This is a genomic window from Cytobacillus horneckiae (genome assembly GCF_002835735.1).
In the GTDB taxonomy this organism is placed as follows: Bacteria; Bacillota; Bacilli; order Bacillales; family Cytobacillaceae; genus Cytobacillus; species Cytobacillus horneckiae.
On sequence record NZ_PISD01000013.1, the window covers coordinates 121,971 to 145,357 of the forward strand.

22 protein-coding genes are annotated in these 23,387 nt (G+C 37.6%); 15 read left to right on the forward strand and 7 right to left on the reverse strand.

All coding sequences use genetic code 11. The features are described 5' to 3' along the window. Nucleotides 1-105: 105 nt before the first annotated feature. The 4 genes from CWS20_RS07315 to CWS20_RS07330 all read left to right on the forward strand — a co-directional run bounded on the left by CWS20_RS07315 (nucleotide 106) and on the right by CWS20_RS07330 (nucleotide 4,548). Entirely contained in the window at nucleotides 106-375 is a 270-nt protein-coding gene (locus CWS20_RS07315; RefSeq protein WP_083957229.1) for a phospholipase A2 family protein, read from the forward strand. Nucleotides 376-538: 163 nt separating this feature from the next. Continuing rightward, nucleotides 539-1,534 carry a DUF3231 family protein gene (locus CWS20_RS07320; RefSeq protein WP_066192766.1) on the forward strand — a complete coding sequence of 332 codons (996 nt, stop codon included), beginning with the start codon at nucleotides 539-541 and terminating at the stop codon, nucleotides 1,532-1,534. Nucleotides 1,535-2,322: 788 nt separating this feature from the next. Continuing rightward, a complete protein-coding gene (locus tag CWS20_RS07325; protein ID WP_066192768.1) occupies nucleotides 2,323-3,546 on the forward strand; it encodes an MFS transporter in 1,224 nt (407 codons plus the stop codon). Nucleotides 3,547-3,606: 60 nt separating this feature from the next. Beyond that, on the forward strand, nucleotides 3,607-4,548 hold the full coding sequence (locus CWS20_RS07330) for a glucosaminidase domain-containing protein (protein WP_066192771.1): 942 nt from the start codon (nucleotides 3,607-3,609) through the stop codon (nucleotides 4,546-4,548). A gap of 1,077 nt (nucleotides 4,549-5,625) precedes the next feature. Here the strand turns inward: CWS20_RS07330 and ade are convergent. From ade to vanR, 5 genes are all read right to left on the reverse strand, one after another. Beyond that, complete coding sequence (gene ade, locus CWS20_RS07335; RefSeq protein ID WP_066192774.1) at nucleotides 5,626-7,368, reverse strand: adenine deaminase; 1,743 nt, start codon at nucleotides 7,366-7,368, stop codon at nucleotides 5,626-5,628. Between the two features lie 670 nt (nucleotides 7,369-8,038). Then, the gene (locus tag CWS20_RS07340) at nucleotides 8,039-9,604 is read right to left on the reverse strand and encodes a Vga family ABC-F type ribosomal protection protein (RefSeq protein ID WP_066192776.1); all 1,566 of its coding nucleotides are present in this window, start codon (nucleotides 9,602-9,604) and stop codon (nucleotides 8,039-8,041) included. 287 nt (nucleotides 9,605-9,891) lie between these two features. Further along, nucleotides 9,892-10,755 (reverse strand): D-alanyl-D-alanine carboxypeptidase family protein, encoded by an 864-nt coding sequence (locus CWS20_RS07345; protein ID WP_066192778.1) that lies wholly within the window; start codon nucleotides 10,753-10,755, stop codon nucleotides 9,892-9,894. 359 nt (nucleotides 10,756-11,114) lie between these two features. Further along, nucleotides 11,115-12,236: a vancomycin resistance histidine kinase VanS gene (gene vanS / locus CWS20_RS07350; protein WP_066192780.1), complete on the reverse strand. Its 1,122-nt coding sequence runs from the start codon at nucleotides 12,234-12,236 to the stop codon at nucleotides 11,115-11,117. Next, a complete protein-coding gene (gene vanR, locus CWS20_RS07355) occupies nucleotides 12,226-12,921 on the reverse strand; it encodes a VanR-ABDEGLN family response regulator transcription factor (RefSeq protein WP_066192782.1) in 696 nt (231 codons plus the stop codon). Before vanR ends, vanS begins: the two co-directional genes overlap by 11 nt. Nucleotides 12,922-13,167: 246 nt before the next feature. Between vanR and CWS20_RS07360 the strand changes: the two genes are divergently transcribed. Continuing rightward, the gene (locus CWS20_RS07360) at nucleotides 13,168-13,629 is read left to right on the forward strand and encodes a chemotaxis protein CheX (RefSeq protein ID WP_241198846.1); all 462 of its coding nucleotides are present in this window, start codon (nucleotides 13,168-13,170) and stop codon (nucleotides 13,627-13,629) included. A 33-nt stretch (nucleotides 13,630-13,662) separates the two neighbouring features. Here CWS20_RS07360 and CWS20_RS07365 read toward each other — a convergent pair whose 3' ends face one another. Together CWS20_RS07365 and CWS20_RS07370 are read right to left on the reverse strand one after the other, a co-directional pair. Continuing rightward, entirely contained in the window at nucleotides 13,663-14,013 is a 351-nt protein-coding gene (locus tag CWS20_RS07365) for a hypothetical protein (RefSeq protein WP_066192784.1), read from the reverse strand. Nucleotides 14,014-14,174: 161 nt separating this feature from the next. After that, nucleotides 14,175-15,221, reverse strand: a complete 1,047-nt coding sequence (locus CWS20_RS07370) for a lactonase family protein (RefSeq protein WP_066192785.1) — start codon at nucleotides 15,219-15,221, stop codon at nucleotides 14,175-14,177. Between the two features lie 169 nt (nucleotides 15,222-15,390). Here CWS20_RS07370 and CWS20_RS07375 point away from each other — a divergent pair, with 169 nt between their 5' ends. From CWS20_RS07375 to CWS20_RS07420, 10 genes are all read left to right on the forward strand, one after another. Continuing rightward, nucleotides 15,391-15,906, forward strand: a complete 516-nt coding sequence (locus tag CWS20_RS07375) for a YbaK/EbsC family protein (protein ID WP_066192787.1) — start codon at nucleotides 15,391-15,393, stop codon at nucleotides 15,904-15,906. A 202-nt stretch (nucleotides 15,907-16,108) separates the two neighbouring features. Continuing rightward, nucleotides 16,109-17,269 (forward strand): beta-ketoacyl-[acyl-carrier-protein] synthase family protein, encoded by a 1,161-nt coding sequence (locus tag CWS20_RS07380; RefSeq protein ID WP_066192789.1) that lies wholly within the window; start codon nucleotides 16,109-16,111, stop codon nucleotides 17,267-17,269. Between the two features lies 1 nt (nucleotide 17,270). After that, nucleotides 17,271-18,995 (forward strand): ATP-binding protein, encoded by a 1,725-nt coding sequence (locus tag CWS20_RS07385; RefSeq protein ID WP_066192790.1) that lies wholly within the window; start codon nucleotides 17,271-17,273, stop codon nucleotides 18,993-18,995. A gap of 397 nt (nucleotides 18,996-19,392) precedes the next feature. Next, nucleotides 19,393-19,644: a GntR family transcriptional regulator gene (locus CWS20_RS07390; RefSeq protein WP_411814265.1), complete on the forward strand. Its 252-nt coding sequence runs from the start codon at nucleotides 19,393-19,395 to the stop codon at nucleotides 19,642-19,644. Then, a complete protein-coding gene (locus CWS20_RS07395) occupies nucleotides 19,644-20,543 on the forward strand; it encodes an ATP-binding cassette domain-containing protein (protein WP_066192794.1) in 900 nt (299 codons plus the stop codon). The genes CWS20_RS07390 and CWS20_RS07395 overlap by 1 nt, the downstream gene beginning before the upstream one ends. Then, nucleotides 20,527-21,258 carry a hypothetical protein gene (locus CWS20_RS07400; RefSeq protein WP_142385367.1) on the forward strand — a complete coding sequence of 244 codons (732 nt, stop codon included), beginning with the start codon at nucleotides 20,527-20,529 and terminating at the stop codon, nucleotides 21,256-21,258. The genes CWS20_RS07395 and CWS20_RS07400 overlap by 17 nt, the downstream gene beginning before the upstream one ends. Further along, nucleotides 21,255-21,911 (forward strand): hypothetical protein, encoded by a 657-nt coding sequence (locus tag CWS20_RS07405; protein WP_066192798.1) that lies wholly within the window; start codon nucleotides 21,255-21,257, stop codon nucleotides 21,909-21,911. The genes CWS20_RS07400 and CWS20_RS07405 overlap by 4 nt, the downstream gene beginning before the upstream one ends. Before the next feature lie 102 nt (nucleotides 21,912-22,013). After that, entirely contained in the window at nucleotides 22,014-22,586 is a 573-nt protein-coding gene (locus tag CWS20_RS07410) for a TetR/AcrR family transcriptional regulator (protein WP_066192801.1), read from the forward strand. Nucleotides 22,587-22,656: 70 nt separating this feature from the next. Next, entirely contained in the window at nucleotides 22,657-23,007 is a 351-nt protein-coding gene (locus CWS20_RS07415; protein WP_066192803.1) for a DMT family transporter, read from the forward strand. 1 nt (nucleotide 23,008) lies between these two features. After that, nucleotides 23,009-23,323 carry a DMT family transporter gene (locus CWS20_RS07420; RefSeq protein WP_066192805.1) on the forward strand — a complete coding sequence of 105 codons (315 nt, stop codon included), beginning with the start codon at nucleotides 23,009-23,011 and terminating at the stop codon, nucleotides 23,321-23,323. Nucleotides 23,324-23,387 lie beyond the last annotated feature (64 nt).

The window sequence follows — 23,387 nt, forward strand, 5'->3', positions numbered from 1 at the left end:
GGAAGTGTAGAATCTCAATTTAAATCATTTTTCTAGTATAGGTTTTCCCACAAACCATTCTCTTTTTACTTGCGTATGCATATAGAAAAGATAGTAGGTGTGAAAATGAGAAGGATGAATAAACCAGGATTCTGTCTGCCAGGAGGCTATCGCTATTGCGGGCCTGGATGTAGCGGACCTGGAGCACCGATTAATTATGTTGATTCATGCTGTATGAGGCATGACCGCTGTATAGACAAGTATGGCGATTGCTATGAATGTGATGAAGAACTTATCCGCTGTGTACAATCACGAACGCATTGTAGAGATAGAGAAGGACAAATGGCAAGAATTATTTCTGGTTTCATGCATATGCGGTCATCTTTTAGATGCTAAAATTAATGCAAAAATAACCATTCCATCAATTTTGAAGGAGTGGTTATTTTTTTATTAAAAATCGTTCTGCTAATAGGGAAAAATACTTCATAAATCGAGAATAAATGTCAGCATTATTGTAAAACTAATGTCAATGTAGAAAGTCGGGAGTGATTTTTATATTATGGCTAATAAAAGAAGAATGAGCTCATCAGAACTTGGCGCTTTATGGATGACTTATCAGAAGAAGACAATGATACTTAGGATTTTAGAGTATTTTATTGAGACTTCAGAAAATAAACAGGCAAAAAAGCTAATGAATGGTCTATGGAAAGAGCTGAACCCAAAAGTCGGTGTCATTGAACAATTATTTAGAGATGAGGGAGCGGCTGTACCGCAAGGATTTACTGATGCAGATGTTGATCTAAACGCCCCAAAATTATTTGACAAAGGCTTTGATATATTATTATGCAGAATACTGAAAGAAATTAGTATGGGCTTATACACATTACATATGACGATGTCCTATAGAGAGGATATTATTGACCTTTATACTGACCTTACAAAAATCACCCAAAAGTATTATAAGGAATTCACCGAATATTTATTGGCAAATGGTTACCTTTCAGTGCCTAACTATGTAAATATGCCAAACTCGATTAACTTTATTACAGATAAAAACTATACAAAAGGCTTCAGCCTTGTAGGGAATAAGCGGGGATTGAACACGATAGAATTCAGTTATTTATTTAATTCTATCCAAACAAATGCGGTGGGTCTTCAATTAATCACCGGTTTTGCCCAAACTGCTCAAAATCAAGAAGTGCAAAAGTATATGCTTAACGGAAAAAAGCTTTGTAAAGAAATAATTAAAGGGACAGAAGAGATTCTTGTTGATAGCGATATACTCCCCTCAGCAATTAACGGTATAGCGATTACAAAATCAAATATTCCACCATTTTCAGATAAGATGGCGGTTTATTTAATCTTCCTTTTAAGTAACTTTGGGCTAGGCGGGCAAGGATTTGGAGCAGGGTTCAGCCTAAGGGATGATATAAATCTTAAGCTCTTTGTTTACGCAAAAGATATATATCAATTTATTCGCGAAGGCATTAAAGTAATGATTGATAATGGCTGGATGGAAGAGCCCCCTAAAATGGATGTAAACGGCCTAAAATAAAGTGATATATTGACACATTTGTCCGTTAAAAGGGGAAGACCCATGTTATTTTTTTCTGCTGTTTAGGTTTGCTTGATGATGGTGAAGTCTGCTTATTATTAAGTCAAAGGTATAATCTAGGATTGAATGCACAGACTCTTTTTTTATAAATGAAACTGGAACCAAAAATAGGTGAGGATAAGCGAAAATGGTTACAGTTAATGATGACAAGGTGTATTTTATGCAGCCTTGTTTTTTTGTGCTCCAATTCTTTAAACTTTTATTCTCCTGATTCCCAGTGAATCTATGTAGAGGAGAGATAAAAATGAGCATTGAAACAATTGAAAATTTAACTCATATGTACGGTGATTAAATAAATTTGAAAAATACTAACTTTCGTTTGCTTTGAGGCGATCATGCGAGCTTAACTTGACTGAGAGCAAATACTTATACTAGATAAGCCAACCAGTCATCTTGACCATTATGCAAAAGAAATGCTTCAGCATGCTAGGATACAGTTTTCCTTGTCTCCCATGAACCTGTATTTTATAAGGAGTGGATTACAAGTGTATGGAGGTGGGAGGAATTAATATTAGACTGGAATTAGTGGACGATCAAGAAATAGAAAAATGCGGCTGAGATGCCGGTTATTTTTCATATTGTATTTTAGATGAAATTAGATTATTATCTAATTAGATAATAATCTAATTGTAAAATTCGCTTAGAGGCAGTAAAAGAGGAGCATCGCATTTTCTAATTAGATAAGTATCTAATCGATAATCTTACTACTAAAAAGGAGATAACCCAAAGTGTCTATAGTCAAACTATTTAAAGAAGAAAAGGACTATTTAAAGCTATTTTCAGCGGGGGTGTTAAATGGAATAGGTGACCGGTTTAGCCAGGTGGCGCTGCTCGCATTATTATTAAATTTGACCGGGTCAGGGCTGGCCGTAGGGCTTGCATTAGCTATTCGGGTCATTCCATTTCTTATTTTCGCACCCTTTGGCGGTGCGCTTGCTGATCGTTTTTCACGCAGGAAGATATTAGTCTTTACTGATTTATCTAGAATTCTATTTGCAGTTTCTTTTATTTTTGTGAACGATCCATCAGCTATCTGGATTGTGTATGTATCCAGTTTCTTTCTCGCAGCTGGTGAAGCGATATATGCTCCCACCAGAAAATCAGCCATTCCATTTATGGTAAAACAGGAAAATATAATCAAGGTGAATAGTTTAGAGCAAGTCATGGTTGGAGTAGTTTTAATTGGGGGATCTTTTTCAGGAGGGATTGTAACTCATTTCTTTGGAGCGAATCTTACATTTATTATAAATGCACTCTCTTTCTTGTTGGCAGCGAACCTTCTTTCAAAACTACATGTTTTGGATAAGCAAACAGAACAGGAACCGCAGGACGAAAGTGAAAAAAGATTTCAGCAGCTGGCTACATTTAAAACAACGATGCTCGCATCAAATGTTCTCCTGCTCATTTTGTTAACTGAAATTATTGTCCCGCTATTCAACGGGATAGATAATGTGCTTATAAGTGTATACGCTGTTCAAGAATTTCATTTAGGAGAGGTAGGTGTTGGCCTTTTCTATGGTTCACTTGGCATCGGTTTAATGCTGAGCTTCCCTTTTGCAGAGCGGCTTCAAAAGCATCTGCTAAAAATAGGCCTTGTTGCGCTCGTATTAGAGGGTGCTGGATTAATGATGTTAAGTCAAACAGGATCTATATTTGCAGCTATACTGGCATTTATCGCTGTATCATTCTGTTCGGGTGTGGGGAACACATGTTTTGATTCTGTATTAATGAAGGAAACGCCAGAAAAACATCGCGGTTTTATTTTTGGCATATTAACAACTATCTCTAATACATTAATGGGCCTATCCATGTTTGCAGCAGGTGTGGCAGCTGAAATTATCCCCAATCGATTATTAGGATTCATCGGTGGAATAGGTTTTGTTCTAACGGGAATGCTTCTATTTTTATTATATATAATAATAGAGAAAGGTAAAATCTACGCAAAATACTAACGGTAATGCCTTATCAGAGATTGGCAGACAAGCATATACTATCAAAAAGGAGTGGGAATAATGGACTTTATTAGCCTTATTGCTCCATATGCGCAAAAAATAGCAAAGCAATATAATATTCTAGCTTCTCTTATCATTGCACAAGCGATACATGAATCCAATTGGGGAAAAAGCAAACTAGCAATTGAAGGCAATAATCTATTTGGCATAAAAGGGTCCTATGAAGGTCAATCAATTGTTTTGAAAACGTTGGAGGTGAACAAAGGCGAGAAAGTTTATGTTGATGCTCACTTTCGGAAGTATCCATCATGGTATGAATCTATGGAGGATTTAGCAAGGCTATATAAAAATGGCGTTTCATGGGATCGAAATAAATATCAATCGATTATTGGAGAAAACGATTATAAAAAAGCTGCCAAAGCTGTGCAAGCTGCAGGATACGCAACAGACCCCAATTATGCGAATAAAGTAGTTACGGTCATTGAGTCGAACGAGCTTGCTAAATACGACCGACAAACAGAAAGCTACCTGCTTCATAATCATACTCCCGGCTATCTTACTGCAGCAGATGCAAAAAACAATAAGAATGCAACAGGCACTGTAGAGTCTGGAGAGTATTATATTTATAAAAAGAATAGCGGAATGCTCAATCTCTCATCAAAGGCGTACGCACCCGGCTCCTGGATTAATCCAAATTTTAAGGGCACCTCTGAAATAGTCCATATAGTAAAAGCTGGCGACACCTTAACAAAGATTGCAGCCACACATCAAACAACCGTAAAAAAATTACAGCAGCTTAACAAGATTAAAGATGTAAATGTCTTATCCATTGGTCAGAAATTAATCGTAGCTAAAGAATCCCAATACTATACTGTGAAATCCGGAGATACTGTATCAAACATTGCAAAAAGCTTTAAAACAACCGTACAACAAATTAAGCTGTTCAATCAACTGCACGATTTCAACAAAATTTATCCTGGGCAAAAGCTGCGTGTGAAATAAAAAACGGAGGCGCTTATGCCTCACTAGAATGCCTTCGAAAGATATAGTTGGATTTGAAGAGGTGTCCGCTCGACTCTGGCGGGAGTAGCGAGCCGCTTCGGAGTCCATGCAGGCATGTGCGCCGAAGCGCCACAAAAGCAACTTGTTCAGGTGAATAACCACGGTTTATTCCCCTGAAGCAGCACAAAAGCAACTTGTTCAGGTGAATAACCACGGTTTATTCCCCCGAAGCAGCTCGATTGCATCTTGTTCAGGTGAATAACCACGGTTTGTTCCCCTGAAGCAGCACAAAAGCAACTTGTTCAGGTGAATAACCACGGTTTATTCCCCTGAAGCAGCACAAAAGCAACTTGTTCAGGTGAATAACCACGGTTTATTCCCCTGAAGCAGCTCGATTGCACCTTGTTCAGGTGAATAACCACGGTTTATTCCCCTGAAGCAGCGCAAAAGCACCTTGTTCAGGTGAATAACCACGGTTTGTTCCCCTGAAGCAGCGCAAAAGCACCTTGTTCAGGTGAATAACCACGGTTTATTCCCCTGAAGCAGCGCAAAAGCACCTTATTCAGGTGAATAACCACGGTTTATTCCCCTGAAAGCAGCACAAAAGCATCTTATTCAGGTGAATAACCACCGTTTTACCCACACGAAGCTCCTCGCTTAACTCTTTTTTGAATGATTATCTTCACATTTTAAAGAGAGTAGTACACCGTTCCTTATTTACATGAAATGCCTATTAAGCTGAAACAGCAATCATGTTTAGCGATTATTACGAATCGCAAGACACATTTTCAATTAAAATAATATTTATGCGCTTGGAAATCGGGTCATATTTTCAGGGGATTCTAATTTGTGAAGCAGGAACCTGAAGTTTTCCATCTGTATAAGCACGTTGAAAATCAAAGCTAATGAAGCGGTCCATATTGGAGAAAAATGATATTTGGGTGCCAAAGCAGTAGGTTGAGAACGATTTGGGAAAGATTGCGAATTTGGATGCGGTGATTCAGTCAATATTATCATTAATTATTACCATTAATTAAGTAAAAGGTACCCAAGCTGGGTACCTTTCTTATTAGCTCATCAGCTGTCAGAATGATGTGAGATAGGAATATGAGTGAAAGTATTTACATCAAATAAACCTATATCTGTAAGCTTTAATGCAGGAATCACCGGCAGTGCAAGGAAGCTTAATGTTAGGAATGGATTAAAGGTTGTTTTTGCCCCAATTTTTACTAGTGCGCTGTTTATATTTTGCAGTTCATGATTTACTTCTGGATAGGAAGCTTCAGACATAAGGCCGGCAATCGGCAAACTGAGCTTTGCCAGCACCTCGCCATCTTTTACAACAACTAAACCGCCTTGCAGCTCTTCAATGGCTTTTGCAGCAGTCAACATATCTTCATCATTGACACCTGCAATAATGAGGTTATGTGAGTCATGGGCAACTGTTGTAGCAATTGCACCGGCTTGCAGTCCAAGTCCTTTTAATATCCCTAACCCAATATTGCCTGTATGATGATGCCTTTCAATGACAGCCAGCTTAAGCTGATCATTTTCAGGGGATGTAAGAAAGTGATGAGTGTCATCTGTTTTGACAGCTTCAATCACATGCTTGGTGACAATGCTGTTTGGAATGACTTCAATTATATTGGCTTGTACATCTTGGATTAAGATTTTGAAATCATCCTTTGTTAAAGTCGGGATATGGACGCTGCCCATTAGCTGTTTAGTTTTTGCATTCAGTTCAACCGTTGGAAAGGAGTGCAATTCCCCATTTTTCACTACGCATTTTCCATTTTTAAAAACAGCGTGAATGGCAAGCTGCTCTAAATTATCTAAAAGCAGAAAATCAGCTTTATATCCGGGTGCAATCGCTCCTTGCTCAGTTAAGCCGAAGCACTCTGCGGTATTTAATGAGCCCATTTGTATCGCTGTAATTGGATGCATGCCAGCTTTTATTGCCGCTCTTATCATATAATCAATGCTGCCTTCATTAATGATATCGTCTAAATGCCGATCATCGGTAACGAATAAGAAGCGGCGTGCGTTTCGGTCATTGACTAATTCAATAATTTTTTCTAGCTCCTTTGCCGCAGTGCCTTCACGAATCATAACATACATGCCTTTTTGCAGCCGTTCTCGAGCTTCTTCTGCTGTTGTACACTCATGGTCTGTCCGGATGCCGGCTGCCATATACACATCCAATTGCTTTCCTGATAGACCCGCAGCATGGCCATCGACTTTTTTGCCGCGGTTGCGCGCTTCTTCGATCTTTGCCAATAAATCTGCATCAGCGTTCATAACACCTGGATAATTCATGACTTCAGCAAGACCAAGCACTTTCGGATGATTATAGAATGGAGAAAGATCTTCTGCATTTAAAGCGGCTCCGGCATTTTCAAAAGTTGTGGCGGGCACACAGGAAGGAAGCATAAAATAGGCATCAAACGGAATATTTTCTGAAGCCTCCAGCATAAATTGGATTCCTTTTGAACCTACAACATTGGCGATTTCATGAGGATCACATATGACACCTGTTACTCCATGCTTAAGCAGAATCTTTGCAAATTCGGGAGGGGTGACCATAGAAGATTCAATATGAACATGGCCATCCAGAAATGAAGGCGCTAGAAATTTTTGCTTGGCATCAATTGTTTCCTTCCCTTCATATTCTCCAATACCAGCTATGTATCCATCCTTTATGGCAACATCCCCTGTAATAATTTCACTGCTAAAGACATCGACAATTTGCGCATTTTTAATCACAAGATCTGCTGGCTGTTTTCCAGATGCAGTATGTATTCGATTGATGATAGGATTCATGTATTTTTCCCCCTCTTGTATTTCTTAGTGCGGCTTCAGTTAGGCTTAGAAATTAAAGTTCTTATATACTTATGGTTTATAATTTACCGTCCATTGTATCATTTTTTAGCGGAAAAGCCTTTAACTTTTTTGTGCTTTCTTACATGGAAACCCTGCTCTCATGTAGTTTCCATTTCAATATCTCCACTGTTGAAGTAATTATACTAATGATGATGACGAATATGAATCTAAGGACAGGGCTTTCTATTACGATAGGAAAAATTATCCAAATACGAGAGAGGTGAACGATTGATTATTTGAAAATTTACCGAAAGTTAAAGATATGAAAGCAAGAATGGCGAAAATAATTAAGCATGATGATTATTATACGATCGTTGCTGAATCAGACGGAAAGCTGGTCGGCATGGCTGGTTTGCATCGAGGCTTATCTTAAGAATACAGTGAATGTCATGTGAGAAGATGAAAAGGCAAAGACGGCAAGGGGTTGTCAAAATACTCATCAAAGCAACAGACAATGGGCAGTTGAAGGCTGCAGGGATATCCTAAATAGCGGAAATAGAGAAGAGCGAGTAATCGCCCATTAATTTTATCAATCGAAGGGTTATGAAAAGACTGGTGAACATAGCTAAAAACAGCGAAGGAGAATCAATTGTTTCCTTCGCTGACAATTTTACTGCAATTCTCTTTTTCGCTTCAATAACGCTTGAAACTCCTTTTCAAGCGCTTCACTTGGTGCAATACTCAATCTTGAAAGAACTTCAGTAATTTTCGTCTCAATAATGAGTAGCTGATCTTCTTTCGTATCCCTCTCAGGTGCAGGTTCATAGTTTAGATAATCATGATAAGAACCATCAAATAGTGTTAGCTCACCATCTTCAAAAATAACTAATCTGTTCGCAATTTTCTCGATGAATCTTCTATCATGAGAAACAAAGATGATCGTGCCCTCATATTCGATTAGGAGTTCTTCTAATGCTTCGACAGCTTCTATATCTAAAAAGTTTGTCGGTTCATCTAAAATGAGCGTATTAATATCACTAACGAATAGCTTTGCCAGTGCTACTTTTACACGTTCACCGCCGCTGAGTACGTTTACAGGCTTGTAAACATCTTTGCGGAGGAAGCGAAGTCTCGCAAGGATTGTTCTAATAAAGGTTTCATCTTGTTTCGAGGTTGATGTAACGTTCTCTAGAATGGTCTTATTTTTATCTAGAATATCTATATTTTGGCTAAAATAACCGATTTTCACGGCAGGTGAGATGGATATGCCATCATCTTGGCGAATGATTTTTTTTAACAGTGTTGTTTTCCCGCTGCCATTAGGACCGACGATGGCCACTTTCTCCCCGCCTTTGATATGAAGAGTAGCAGGTTTCCATAATACCCGTTCCTGGATGATTCCAGGCAAATCTGTCATTCGCATAATCACTCGATTTTTGAATGTCCGCTCGTTAGGAAGATCCATTTTGATAGAAGGCAATTCTTTTGCTTTTTCCACTTTTTCGAGCTTTTCAAGTCTTGTTTCAATTGATTTGGCGGTTTTTTGAAGCTTCTTTTCTTTCTTTGCAAAATAAGGCTTAGCACCGGTAATACTCGCTTCAGAAGCGCTGACATTTTTCGGTTTCTTTGTTGCCCGCTCGGCTTTTTTAACCTTTAGCTCAAGCGCATTTTCAAGCTGAGCCTTTTTTCTTTCATAGTTTTCATATGCGAGCTGCTGTTCCCGAGCTTCCTGATCTTTCTTCGCTTTGTAATCTGAGTAATTTCCACTGTATTCCTTCAGTTTTCCTTCTTCAATTTCCCATATTTTTGTACAGACGGCATCAAGAAAGGCGCGGTCATGTGAGACGAGAACGTAGGCGCCTTGCCAGCCTTTCATAATTTTTTCCATCCATTCAATATGAGAAGTATCAAGATTTGTCGTCGGTTCATCAGCTAATAAGATCTCAGGGCTGCGGGCAATTGCACCTTTAATATATTCCTGTGTCAGCTCGCCACCGCTTATATATTGATCTGTGTGTTTTAGCTGTGGAAGAAGCTCTGTGACGGAATGCCGAACGACATTCCCCTCATCAGGTACACGCTGATTGGAAAGAACCTCTAATAAGGTCGTTTTCCCGCTGCCGTTTCTACCGACTAAACCAATTCGTTCATTCTTATGAATCGCTAAATGTGCAATATCTGCGATTAATCGATCTTTTATATAAATTTTTAATTCGTTTGCTTCAAGCAGTAACAAAAGATCATCTCCTTTTTTCTGGAGACATAAAAATGCCTCCTATCTTTAAATTCAGAATAGGAGGCATGGCTGTACACCGAATAAAGGGTATAATAACCCCTTGGTAACCATTGAAGCTCAATCCTATTCTGAAAACGTCGATTGAAGGCAACACAAAAAGAGCAAATCTTTCTGCATATATAAACCTTCAATTGTTTGCTTTCGAAAAATAGGATTAGTACTTCATCGGCCCAGGGTCACCCTTCCTTGTTTTGTTAAAATTACAATAAACCATATCCAATGAAATGTCAAAGCGTATTATACACTTTTATCATATCTGTTAGATTAAATTGCTCTGTATTTGGCCCGCCCTCCGCGCCTGCAGTTATTAGAATATATTCCTTGCCACCTATGTTTGCAAGGCTGGCCAAACATAATCCCGCCTGTTTCGTATAGCCTGTTTTTCCGCCAAGAATTTCGCCATTATTGATGATGGAGGAATCAAGCTTTTGAAACATGCTGCTCCAGATTGTCATTCCATCTGGATGAAAGTTTGTTGGAAGTACAGTATATGATTGCGCTGTGAAAATGTCTTTAAACGTGTCATTCTGCAATGCATATAGAAGCAGAATTGCCATATCTGAGGCGCTGGAATAATGGTCTTTGTCGTGCAATCCAGTGACATTCATGAAATGGGTATTCTCTAAACCGAGCTGTTCAGCTTTCTTGTTCATCAGGCTTACAAAATTGGCCTCAGACCCAGCAATATGGGAAGCTAGTCCAATTGATGCTTCAGCGCCAGATGGGAGCATGATGCCGTAGAGCAAATCAATTGCGCGAGTTTCCTCGCCAGGCAAAAAGCCAGCCATGCTTGCATTGGCTTCATATAATTCTGTAAACATTTCCTCTGTTAATAAAATCGGTTCTTGAGTTTGATTGATAAGCTCAATTGCAACAATCGCAGTCATAATCTTAGTTAAGGAAGCAGGGAAAATTCTTTCATCCGCTTCTTTTTCCAAATGAATATTTCCTGACAAATCCATTAAAACTGCGTTTTGACTGTTTAATTCAATATCCGGACCGGCTTTAGGAGCAGAAGCAACGTGGGTATATAAATAGCCGCCGCCAAGCAGCAAAGCAAATAAAAACATGATAAAAAATACCTTTTTCATAAAAACAACTCCTTAATAGAAATGCGGAGGTGGCTCGTACAGCCCCGACCAGCATAAGGCGGACAAGACTGGAGGTTGAACTATACCTCTAGTCTTGTTTGACTTATGACCTCGAGGGGCTAGCCACCGCAGCTGGACAAATAGAAATGCGGAGGTGGCTCGTTCCGCCCCGACTAGCATAAGGCGGACAAGAGTGGAGGTTGTACTATACCTCTAGTCTTGTTTGACTTATGACCTCGAGGGGCTAGCCACCGCAGCTGGACAAAATGCGGAGGTGGCTCGTTCCGCCTGTCTCTTTATTCAACCAAAAAAGTAGGAGTTGTTTTTTAATTTCATATAAGGAATTTCTTAAGTTTCTCTTAAGATGGAAGGGTGACAGTAAATACGGTTGTGCCGTTTTCGCTTTCAGCTGTAATTTGACCATTGTGCGCCAGGACAATTTCCTTTGCAATCGCAAGTCCTAAGCCTGCACCGCCTGTATGTGATGACCTTGACTCATCCAACCGGTAAAATTTCTCAAAAATTGATTGTAATTTATGCGAAGGAATGGTTTTACCAAAGTTTGTGAATTCGATCATTACATGGTCGTCAGTTTTCTTGATATTAATATCGATGGCGCTATCTTCATCACTGTACATAATCGCGTTTTTGAAAACATTATTAAATACTCTTGCAAGTTTGTCTGGATCGGCTTCAATCATTAAATGATCGTCAGCATGGATGGCAGCTCTGCTCCCTTTCTCAGCAAGTAAAGGGTAAAACTCATCTGCAATTTGCATCATCATAAGCGAAAGGTTAATTGGTGATTTTTCCAGTACGATTGTTTGCAAATTGAATCTTGTTATATCAAAAAACTCATTGATTAAATCTTCCAGCCTATTTGCTTTTTCCAAAGTAATCTTTGTATATTTTTCTCGTTGCTGCTGAGGCATGTCTGAAGCCTCATTTAATAAACTTAAGTAGCCAATTACAGATGTAAGCGGGGTTTTTATATCATGGGCCAGATAGACGACTAAATCATTCTTGCGCTGCTCAGCTTCCTGTGCGTCCCTTGCTCTTTTTGCTAAACGGTCTTTCACTGTATTCAGGTTCTTTTCCATAAATTCAAGCTCCGGCGGGAGGTTGAATTCTGCTTGCTGTTCTTCGGCAAGCATATGGATCCCTTGATTCATTTGTTTAAAATAGAGTGTAAATCGAGAAAGCGTTATATAAAAGATAATGAGTAAAAGCAATATAAATCCAATTGCCAGCCATAGCGGCTTGTTGCGCTGAAACAGGTTCATATAAGTCATTTGTGCAGCGTAAAAATCAACATCAAAAACATTTTGTATCAATTTGGTAAACCAATCAGCAAATGGCGCTTGGAGGATGCCATCAATAAGGATATTATTGATTAATAAGCCAATCGCTGCAGCGATAAATAAAGTAATGATAATCTGAAGGATGATTGTTCTTTTAAGTTTTCTAAAGTCATTTTTCAATCATATAACCTACTCCCCAAACCGTTTTAATATATTTTGGATGTTCCGCCGAATCGTTCATTTTATCACGGAGATGACGTATATGAACCATTACAGTATTGTTGCTACTAAAATATTTCTCGCCCCATACCTCATGAAATAATTCCTCTGAACCAATGACACGGCCCCGATTTTTACTAAGAAACCAAAGGATGGAAAATTCGGTTGGAGTAAGCAGCAACGGCTTTTCATTTAACATGCATTGGCGGGTATTCCGATCAAGAATTAATCCTGAAAATGCAATAATATTCTCGTTTTGCTCTGAATCAGATCGATTATACTTTGTTGATCTTCGCAGCTGCGCTTTGACTCGGGCAATGAGCTCAAGCGGTCTGAAAGGCTTGGTTATATAATCATCTGCTCCAAGTGTGAGCCCTGTAATTTTATCAATTTCTTCATCTTTAGCTGTGAGCATGATAACAGGGAAGTGGAGTGACTCGCGTATTTTGCGTAATATTGTAAAGCCATCGATTTCCGGCATCATCACATCAAGAATAGCTAAGTCTAGCTTTTCAGTTTCAATACAATTCAAAGCATCTGTTGGTGAATAAAATTTAAAAACTTGGAAATTTTCATTTTGCAAGTAGACCTCAATAAGATCAGCAATTTCTTTCTCATCATCTATAACTAAAATACGAGTGTTCAAACAAATCCCCCCAATATAATTAACCTTATTGTAAAATCAATTCACTTTTATAAGTTTTATCTTATGAAAATCTTAACAAATCCTTAAGAAAGAACAAAATCTGAAAGAATTGACGTTCAGGCGTGTTTGAGTTTTTAAAAGTAGGGGAAAAAATAGTGTTGAAATAATCAATCAATTCAATTACTATGACTATAGGCTTGAATATAAAGAACTATTAGATAGGACAATTTTATAGGGGGTGAAGATTTGTCAATAGCTTCAGACGAAAGCTTTCACATGACAGAAGCTTTATTAAATGGAATGATCTCTGCGATCAGCCAGACAATTCCTTTAGAACATTCTATTAATAAAACGTCCCCAATCGGAGATTCAATCTTAATTGATTTTGGCGTATTTATTGGTTTTACTGGAGATGTGAAAGGGAAGCTCCTGTTTTCAGGCGATAACAGTCTGTTTGCCTATATAGGAAAAGCTTTATATGGAATGGAGCTTGAAGGAGAAATGTTGGTTTCTTTTAGCGGAGAACTGGGAAATATGCTTGCTGGTGGTTTTTCAACATCAATAGAGTCCGATAAGATTAACATAGATATAACTGCGCCAACGATTATGGAAGGTCATACGGCGATTACTGGATTTAAAGATGGAGTGAAAATCCCTGTCGAATTTCCTCATTCCAGGCATTTAGCTGTTTTTTTGCTATTAGACTAAAAAAAATCTCATCTGTTATCAGATAAGATTTTTTTATTTCTCATATTTTAAATACTCATATTCATCTAAGGCAACCATTTCAATTACCTTATTATTGTTATCTCGATATACTTCATATTGTCTGTATGTTTCGATTATCTCATTGTCCTCCACTTGAGTATCTACTAATTTAAGCTCCAAACTTGGGATAATGCCATCTAAAGGGTCTTCATCAGCTACCGGCTGATCCACTTCTTCTGCTTCTTTCACATCATTCACGACCGGAATCATTTGATATAGGTTGTCATGCTCATTTTCATGACTGAGAAAAGAATTCGGCGATTCACTATATGCAACAAAGCCTATAATGATGAGCAATCCAATAATAGAAACAGCTTTATTCAATAATATCTTCCCCTTCTCTGTTATCCTCAGTCTATGTATATGCATGTCCAAGGGAGGTAGAACAGAGATTTTTTCTTCGAGTGTTGTAAAAGGAGATGATTGTGATACCACAAACAAAAAAGCAGAAAAGGAGGCTCCTTTCCTGCTATAAATAAAAATAATTAGAGTAGATTTAAGAATTTTACACAAACCGGGTTGGGTACTTTAACATCTTTTTGGATTACAGACAATTTACCAGTCTCACAATTTCGGCGATATAAAGTAAGCGAACTTGAGTTTTGATTGGATGCCACAAGATAGTTTTCTGATGGATCCAAAACAAAATCACGAGGCCAATTGCCATAGGTTGATGTATGCTCAATAAATGAGAGAAGCCCTGTTTGCTGGTCTACTGCAAATACTGCAATGCTGTCATGTCCTCGGTTGCCAGCATAAATAAAACGGCCATCACTAGATATATGAATCGCACTTCCCTGGTTATTTTTACTGAAATCCGCAGGGATGCTGGAGATAGCTTGTATTTGTGTAAAGCGGCCATTGTCTTTGTCATATTTCAATGAAATCACTTCTGAGCTCAATTCTGTCATCACATACGCCCATTGACCATTCGGATGGAATACAAGATGACGTGGTCCGCTGCCAGGTGCTGTATTCAAAACAGATTTCTCAATAAGCTGATTGTGTATTAACTCATAAACAATGATTTGGTCGATTCCTAAATCAACTGCAATAGTATATTTCTCATCCGGGGTAAAGCCAGCATAATGCGTATGAGGCTTCTCTTGACGGGTGTGTGGACCTGAACCATGGTGTTCAACAGTTGATAAAGCTGGTTCTACTATGCCACCCTTTGATGAATAGTAGTCGATCGTTCCTTTATGGTAATTGGCGCTTAAAACACTTTCTGCACGATCATCTAGACTAACATGACATGGAGGTGATCCAGCAGATAATTGTGTGCTTATTGCGTGAAGCTCACCTGAATTTTCATTGATTTTATAGGAAGCAATCCCTCCGTCTTCTCCCTTTTTTATTACAGAATAAAGAAATTGATTGTCTGCACTAATTGTTATATATGTAGGGTTTTCAAGTGCAGCGGCAACTTTAACATCTGTGATTTCATTGGCAGCCAGCTGAAATGAGTAAATACCTTCACTGTCTCCATTTGTATATGTACCAACATACCCAATAAGTTTTTTTTCCTTCATTCAATAGCCTCCAAAAAAAGTATGATCTTCTCTGTTTACTCTATCATATTTAATAACGACTAAGAAAATCGTTTATCAGTATTTCGAATTTTTAGATAAAATCTAATTGCTTTTGCACAATAAAGAGTGTTATGCTTTTACATAATATTTTACAGAAAGGAAGGTTCAAATGTCGCTTGAAAGTGTGAAGGCTCATTTGAAAAAATATGAGCGTGATCAAGATATACTAGAGTTTGATACGACCAGTGCGACTGTCGACCAAGCCGCTGAAGCAATTGGTGTTAGCCCTGCCAAAATTGCAAAAACATTATCTTTCAGAGGTGAAGGAGAATTAGGAATCTTAATTGTCGCAGCTGGTGATGCAAGAATAGATAATAAGAAATTCCGGGAAACCTTTGGAATGAAGGCAAGGATGCTTTCTGCGGAAGAAGTGACTGAACAAACGGGTCATGTCGTTGGAGGAGTATGTCCTTTTGGATTGGCAAAGGATTTGGACGTATATATGGATGTATCTTTAAAAAGATTTGAATTGGTATATCCTGCATGTGGAAGTAGAAATTCAGCTATCGAGCTAACTTGTGAGGAGCTCTACCAATATGCAAACGCAAAAAATTGGATTGACGTGACAAAGGACTGGCAAGGTGAATTAAAGGCTGAAACCGCTGCTGCTAAAGAGAAATTATAATTAAGGTGAGTCTATGCCGGATTCGCCTTTTGTCTTTTTAGCATAAAAAAACATGAAATATCATTGATTTATTTGTCACATCTGTATGATACTATAGTACTATTATGGTGATGTGGAAGCAGAACAATAAATAAAGAGTTATTTCCTCATCATTTATTTAATAGTAAAATAAAGTTGGATGTGTACAAAGGGGTTGCATTTTATGGGAGCTGTCATCACAGGGATGGGTATAATTGGCCCTGGTCTAACATCGATAGAAAGCTATACAAATATATTAAAAGCAGGAAGTTCTGTCTTAAAAAAAGAAAAGTTTAAAGACAAATATATTCATACCGGCAGGGTTTGTTCAGAAGATATATTTTTTCCCTTTGCTAAAGGAAAAAAATATCCTAAGGTTGCACAAATGTTGCTTCATGCTTCTGAAATGGCAGTAAACATGGCAGGAGTTTCTCCGAGAGACTATAAAACCGCTGTCATTGTCGGTTCATCAGGCGGTGGAATTACAGAAGTCTTTAAAAATACAAAGGATATGGAACAGAATAATAGATTAGGACCATACGCAATTGGCAATATGAACGCAAATACACTTTCCAGCGCCTTAAATGCATTTTACAAGCTGGATGGACAATCGTTTGCATTATCCAATAGCTGTACTTCTAGTTTAGATGCGCTTCATCTAGCTAAAATCCTTATAAAATCCAAAGAAGTAGATATTTGCATTGTAGGTGGAGCAGATTCTACAGTGAATGAGCTTGTGCTTTCAGGCTTTATACCATTGAGGGTATTGCAGACAGAAGAGGCATTCACTGGGCCATTTTCAAAGGGAACTGGGTTTGCTATGTCTGAGGGTGCAGGCATATTGATTGTAGAAGATGAGGAAGTGGCATTAAAGAGAAATGCTCAAATACTAGGGTGGGTAGAACAAACAAGCATGTCTCAAGATGCACGCTCACCCTATCTTTCGGACTCTGCTGGCGGAGCAATGCTAAGAGCTGTGGAGTCATGTGTAGGTCAGAAGAAACCAACCTATATTAATAGTCAGGCATTAGGTATTAAGGAAAATGATGATATTGAGTCTGTCGTATATGAAAGGCTATTTGCAAAGAAAGGTATCCCTATTACTTCTATAAAAGGAATGGTAGGTCATGCAATGGGTGCATCAGGCATGTTCCAGGTGATCTCAGCCCTAATAAGCATGAAAGAACAATTTATTCCGCCCACTCTTTATGCTAATCGTGCCGAATATCCTAATCTGCCTATAGTAGAGAAGACTATCAATACGCCGATAGAAAGTGTATTAATCACTTCACATGGGTATGGAGGAAATAACGGTTGCGCTCTTCTTTCAAGTGGAGGGATATAAATTGGAATTTATCTTATTACTAACAGTATCCTTTATCCCCTTATTTATCTCAATTTCTATTCTGTTTTTTTCCTATGCCTCATTAACAAAAGCTTTATCTTTATTTTTGCTTATGCTGTCTTTTTGGCAAATGGATATTGCTTTTCTATATGCTGATGATTTTTTATCAATTGAGGTAATAGACTGGCTATTTAGGGGACTAAGGATGGGCTCCATTTTTATTATGCCAATCATGTTTTATTTTTCATATTATTTGGTGAAGGAAAACCCGTTTCTTATTAATTTTAAACGCCTATTTAATAAAACAGGAGTTTTCATCGTTACTGGTTTTAGTGTGATCACATACGCGATAAATTTTACGGAATTAGGTGTGACTTCCTATAATTATATAGGAGAAACATCGCTTTCGCCCTCACATTGGATACCAGAATACGGACCATTGAATTTTACGTTTATTATTAATGTACTGCTTGTGTTTATAAATTGGTTCTTTTTGCTAATTGTAACAATCCAGCTTAAAGGAATCTATTATAAAAGCTTTTATCTTCAACTTGTTATTGCTGCTATGATTATTTTTGTAAATGGCGTAATTAGTGGATTCTCTTTTGTGCCGGTCTATTTCTCAAGTTTTAATTCTATTATCGCTGCACTCATTCTATTTTTAGGTTTTTTCCAAATGCAATCAGAACGAATAAGAAATATAAACCAAGAGCGGGAAAAACAGAGCGATTTGCTTGAGGCCATTATGGATATTAACCCCAACTATTTATTAGTAAGCGATGCGAACAATCGTATTGTAAAAGTGAATAGTTCATTTTGCAAGTTATTTGCTGAAGCTGAAGAAGACTTGCATGGAAAAAGAACTGCGTCCTTGTCGAGCTTCTTACAAATGGTTGATTATGGCTTTGAAACCCCGTATTGTTATACAGACAGCAGAGGAAATGTTTATTACATACAGTGGGGATGCAAACAGCTGAATCAGGAAACAGGAGAAACCTACACCATTTTCTTTGGCAATGATGTAACTGAGCAGAAGAGAAATGAACAAGTTCTGCTTTCATCTGAAAAAATGAAGGTAATTGGAGAAATGGCTGCAAGTGTTGCCCATGAAATTAGAAACCCATTAACAACGATTCGCGGATTTATCCAGCTCTTAAAAGAGAAAAGTCCAGATTCAACGTACGAGAAAATCCTTATCGAAGAAATCGACCGCATCAATCAAGTACTGAAAGAGCTCTTGATACTAGGTAAGCCTGAAGCAAAGGAAGAAGATATTAAGATTGAATTAAAGCTTGATGCATTAACTGAAGTCAACAATATCAATCTACTTTTTGAAGCATTAGCTGTAGAACAAAATAAGCATATTACAGTTGAAAATAAACTAATTACTCTTTCACAGATTAAAATGGATAAATCACATTTTAAACAAATTATGATTAATGTCGTAAAAAACAGCCTTGAAGCGATTCCATCCGAAGGCAAAGTGAAAATTGCACTTGACGAGCATCAAAATCGGATCCGCATTCGTGTCATTGACAATGGAGAAGGCATTCCAAAAGAAAGGCTAGCCCGCATAGGCGAACCTTACTTCACAAGCAAGGAAAAAGGCAATGGCATCGGCTTAACCATCTGCTTTAAACTCATGGGTGAAAATAACGGACAAATGTATGTGAAAAGTAAAAAAGATTGTGGAACAGTTGTAACTATGCTGTTTCCTGCAAAATAAATTTGTTACGAAGTGCTGAGCGTTTTACTGCTTGGCACTCTTTTTTTTGATTCCATATTTACAAGAGGGAAGCGCTCATGGTTGCAAAGCATCCTTTCTATAGGATAAGCCTGATATATCTCCGTGAAGGGTTCCAAAAAAGGGCATCATTCATTAAGTGAAATTACAGATGAAATAATTCTTTTAAAAATTTTCCAAAAAGGTATTGATAATTATGGAAATTTATAATATAGTACATTACATCAGTAATGCACTAGGTTAGGGGGCGTAATCCATTCTTAATACTGAAAGTAATAAACCAATCTATGTCCAAATTGCAGAATGGCTCGAGTCAGAAATTTTAAATGGAAATTTCTCCACAAATCAGAAGGTGTATTCTCAATATCAACTGGCGGAAATGTTTACAATCAATCCAGCAACTGCGGCAAAAGGGCTCAGCCTGTTAGTGGATAATCAAATATTATATAAAAAGCGGGGGCTGGGGATGTTTGTTTTCAGTGACGCCAAAGAAAAGATTCTCTTTAAACGCAAAAACCAGGTATTGAAACATTTAATTGAAGAGGTTGTTTTAGAATCTCAGCGGTTACAGGTGAGTGATGAAGAATTAATATTGATGATTAAAAGCGAACAATCAAGGAGGGAGAAGTGATGGGTGTCATTGAGTGCAGAGAAGTTTCCAAGAAGTATTTACGGAAAAAGGCTTTGAACCAGTTAAGCTTTACAATTGAAGAAAATAAGATTACAGGGTTAATTGGGAGAAACGGCGCCGGAAAGACAACTTTGTTGAAGCTGCTTTCGGGTTTTATAAAACCTACTTCAGGAAAAATCAAAATTTTTTCTGAGAAACCCTTTGATAATTTAACTGTGTCAGTTAATTCAATTTTAATAGATGATCAGATGGCGTTTCCGACTGCTTTGAACTTGGGTGATATATTAGTGGCTGCATCGAAATTTTATCCAAATTGGGACAGCAAATTAGCTGAAGGATTATTAAATTATTTTTCATTTAAGACTTATCAATACCATAATCGTTTATCTAAAGGGCAAAAAAGCACATTTAATATGATTGTTGGATTATCTTCACATTGTCCGCTGACTATGTTTGATGAGCCTACAACCGGAATGGATGAAGCAGTAAGAAAGGATTTCTATCGCGCCCTTTTAAAAGATTATATAGCCTATCCGAGAACAATCCTCATATCCAGCCATCATCTCGAAGAAATCGAGCATATTTTAGAAGATGTCCTGCTTATCAAAAATGGCGAGTGCATTTTGCATCAATCTATAACAGATTTAAAGGAAATGATGATAGCGATTCAAGGGAAAAAAGAGGAAGTATCCTCTTTATTACTCAACCACGATGTAATCAGCGAACAGATGATTGGAACAGATTATATGCAAAAAGTGATTAAGCGACATGAAATATCGGAAGATTCAATCCTATCTGCTCGGCGGTCTGGCTTGGAAATAAATGCAGTAAGCCCTTCACAGGCTTGTCTGTACTTAACGCAAGAAAGAAAAGGGGGGATTGATGATGTCTTTAATTAAAGCTGATTTGGCTGAAATTTTAAAAAAGCAATATTTCTTTAAGTTTAAGGCGAATATCGATGTGTTTAGTTCGTTAGTTGGTTTGCAATTGTTAGCTGTTTTGTTTTCTCTTGGAGGAGGAATGTATACAGGATATTATGGAGGCGGCATGGATATTAGCATGAAACTATACTCTGCTGATATGGTTATATTATTTACAATGATTTGGGCACTAATTACTTCTGTTACTATTACTACCAAACCGTATCGTAATTATGAGTTTACTTTTGTCACTAATCGTATTTCAAGCAGTTTGTCCAATATTCTGTTTCTCTTGACTATTAGCTTACTAGCAGGCTTTACTTCAATGCTTTCAGCCAATTTAATACATGTGTTGGTGTATTTTTTTATCGATAGCGGAATGCTAATTTACGAGCAACATATGCAAGACATCATTACTGGAGTGATTTCTACTTCTTTATATATCTTCTTATTCTGTTCATTTGGCTATTTATTTGGCGCATTCATTCAAGTTCATAAAGTTTTCAGCGGTTTGATTCCAGTAGGAATTATTGGGCTGCTGTTATTTGATGGGATGAAGCTGAATTCAACCATTGCAATGTTTTACTTTAATGAACCTAGTTTATTTATGTTTTTTATAAAAACAATCATTTTAGCTGGAATAGCTTTTGCAGTTGCAATTCTTATTTTGAGGAATATGGAGGTGAAGAGATGACATCTTTATATTTGCTTGTCATTATCGGTGCTATAGCTATCTTATCAATCTTCCTTATTTCGAAAAAAATAAAAACGACTTATGCAATCTTAATTACTTACTCAAGTATATTGTTGATTTCAACAATACTTGTTGGCTTTATTTCAATAGAGCCCGAAAATATCCAAATTGAATCTGAAGCAGTATCACAGCAGTTAAATAATGCCTTGAAAAATGGAGATAGAGAAAACATTGATCCTTTGTATGTCATGAAGGAAGAGAGCTTTCAAATAGACGAGGAGAAGGTGCTCACATTAAAAAGTAATTATGAGGATGGGTTAACATTTTATATTGAGAGAAAAGCGGAGGATGATGGGCAAGTTGATAGTACAATCTACCATATTGGGCCAATTGTTAATGGACATTATGTGGAAAACTCTCTTGAACCGTATGAGCTGCATTACTCAGAAAATATGCTAGATTATTATGTGAATAGAGTTGCGAGATTGATTTTTCATATGAACACCTCTGAATTCACAATTAATCAATTTAAACATGATGATGTATTTGCTATAAATGAAATTCATACGCAAGCCCCGGCTGTATACTTGCAAATCCCAAAAAGCCTTAGTATAGACAGAGATGGCGATTTTTTTATCGAATATGTAAAGTAGTAAATGGCCAAAGAGCATATTTTGTTCTTTGGCCTTTACAATGATTTGTTTTTTATGTATAATGAATGATATTCAGTCATTAACAACATAAGGAGATGGAAAATGGATAAAAAAGAGAAGATTGTGCAGGCAGCAATTGAAGTGTTTCGTGAAAAGGGAATAGAGAAAACAAAAATATCGGATATTGTCAAACTTGCTGGTATCGCACAGGGTACCTTTTATTTATATTTTCCATCAAAGCTATCCGTCATGCCGGCCATTGCAGAGGTAATGGTTGAAAGGATGATTACTTTTGTACAGGATCAAGCAGATGCAAATGAATCATTCGAAATCAGATTATCACAAATTGTTGATGCAATATTTGCTTATACAAATGAATATCGTGAAATTCTTGCTTTGATATATGCTGGTCTTGCTTCTAGTGATCATATTCGTCAATGGGAAACCGTTTATGAGCCGTTCTACGCTTGGATTAGTGATTTTTTGAATGAAGCAAAGGATGCGGGCTTAGTGCGAGCATCATTACATGTTGAAAACACATCTAAGTTATTTATCGGTCTTGTTGAATCAGCGGCAGAGCAAATTTACTTATATGATCATACCGATGAGAAACAGGCTGCAATTCAAAAGAAAGAAGTACTGGAGTTTCTTCAATACGGACTGGGATATAAGTAACTTGCCATAGCGGCGAGTTTTCTTATGGAGTAATAATGACTGAAAGTCAGTCATGGGAGAGGTGCAGAAAATGAATAAATCATGGATGTATGTAATATTAACCTGTTTAGCTGAGTTGGTTTGGGTATACGGTTTTAATACAGCAAGCCTTTGGTGGCATTGGGTGCTGATTATCGGCGTAATTATTATTGACTTTTATTTCCTTGCGAAGGCTTGCGAAAAATTGCCTACAGGAACGGTATATGCTATTTTCGCCGGCGTAGGCACAGTTGGTGCAACAGCAATGGATGTGTACTTGTTTGGAGGCAGTATGAATATCGGTAAAACACTCTTTATTGCATTAATTATGCTTGGGGTGATCGGATTAAAGCTTGCAGACAATAAAGAAGAGGCAGGAAAAGATATGAAAGGAGCTGCATAATATGGGCTGGTTATTAGTTATGTTAGCCGCTGTTAGCGAAATTATCGGTGTGGTTGGGTTGAAAATGTACAGCCAAACTAAAAGTTTGCGTAACGGTGCTATTTATATGGGCGGATTTGGGGCGTCTTTCGGATTTCTCTATGCATCGTTTCAATATTTGCAATTAAGCGTGGCATATGCAGTTTGGATCGGCATAGGAACAGCCGGAGCAGTGCTGTTAAGTATGTTTCTTTTCGGCGAATCTAAAAGTAAATCCCGGTTAATTAGCGTTGCCCTCATCGTTATAGGTGTTACTGGGTTGAAAGCAATGTCTTAAGGAAGAAGCAGATTGCAGCAGAGCTGCTCCTAAGTCAAAAACAGTGCAGGATCGAGCTCCATTG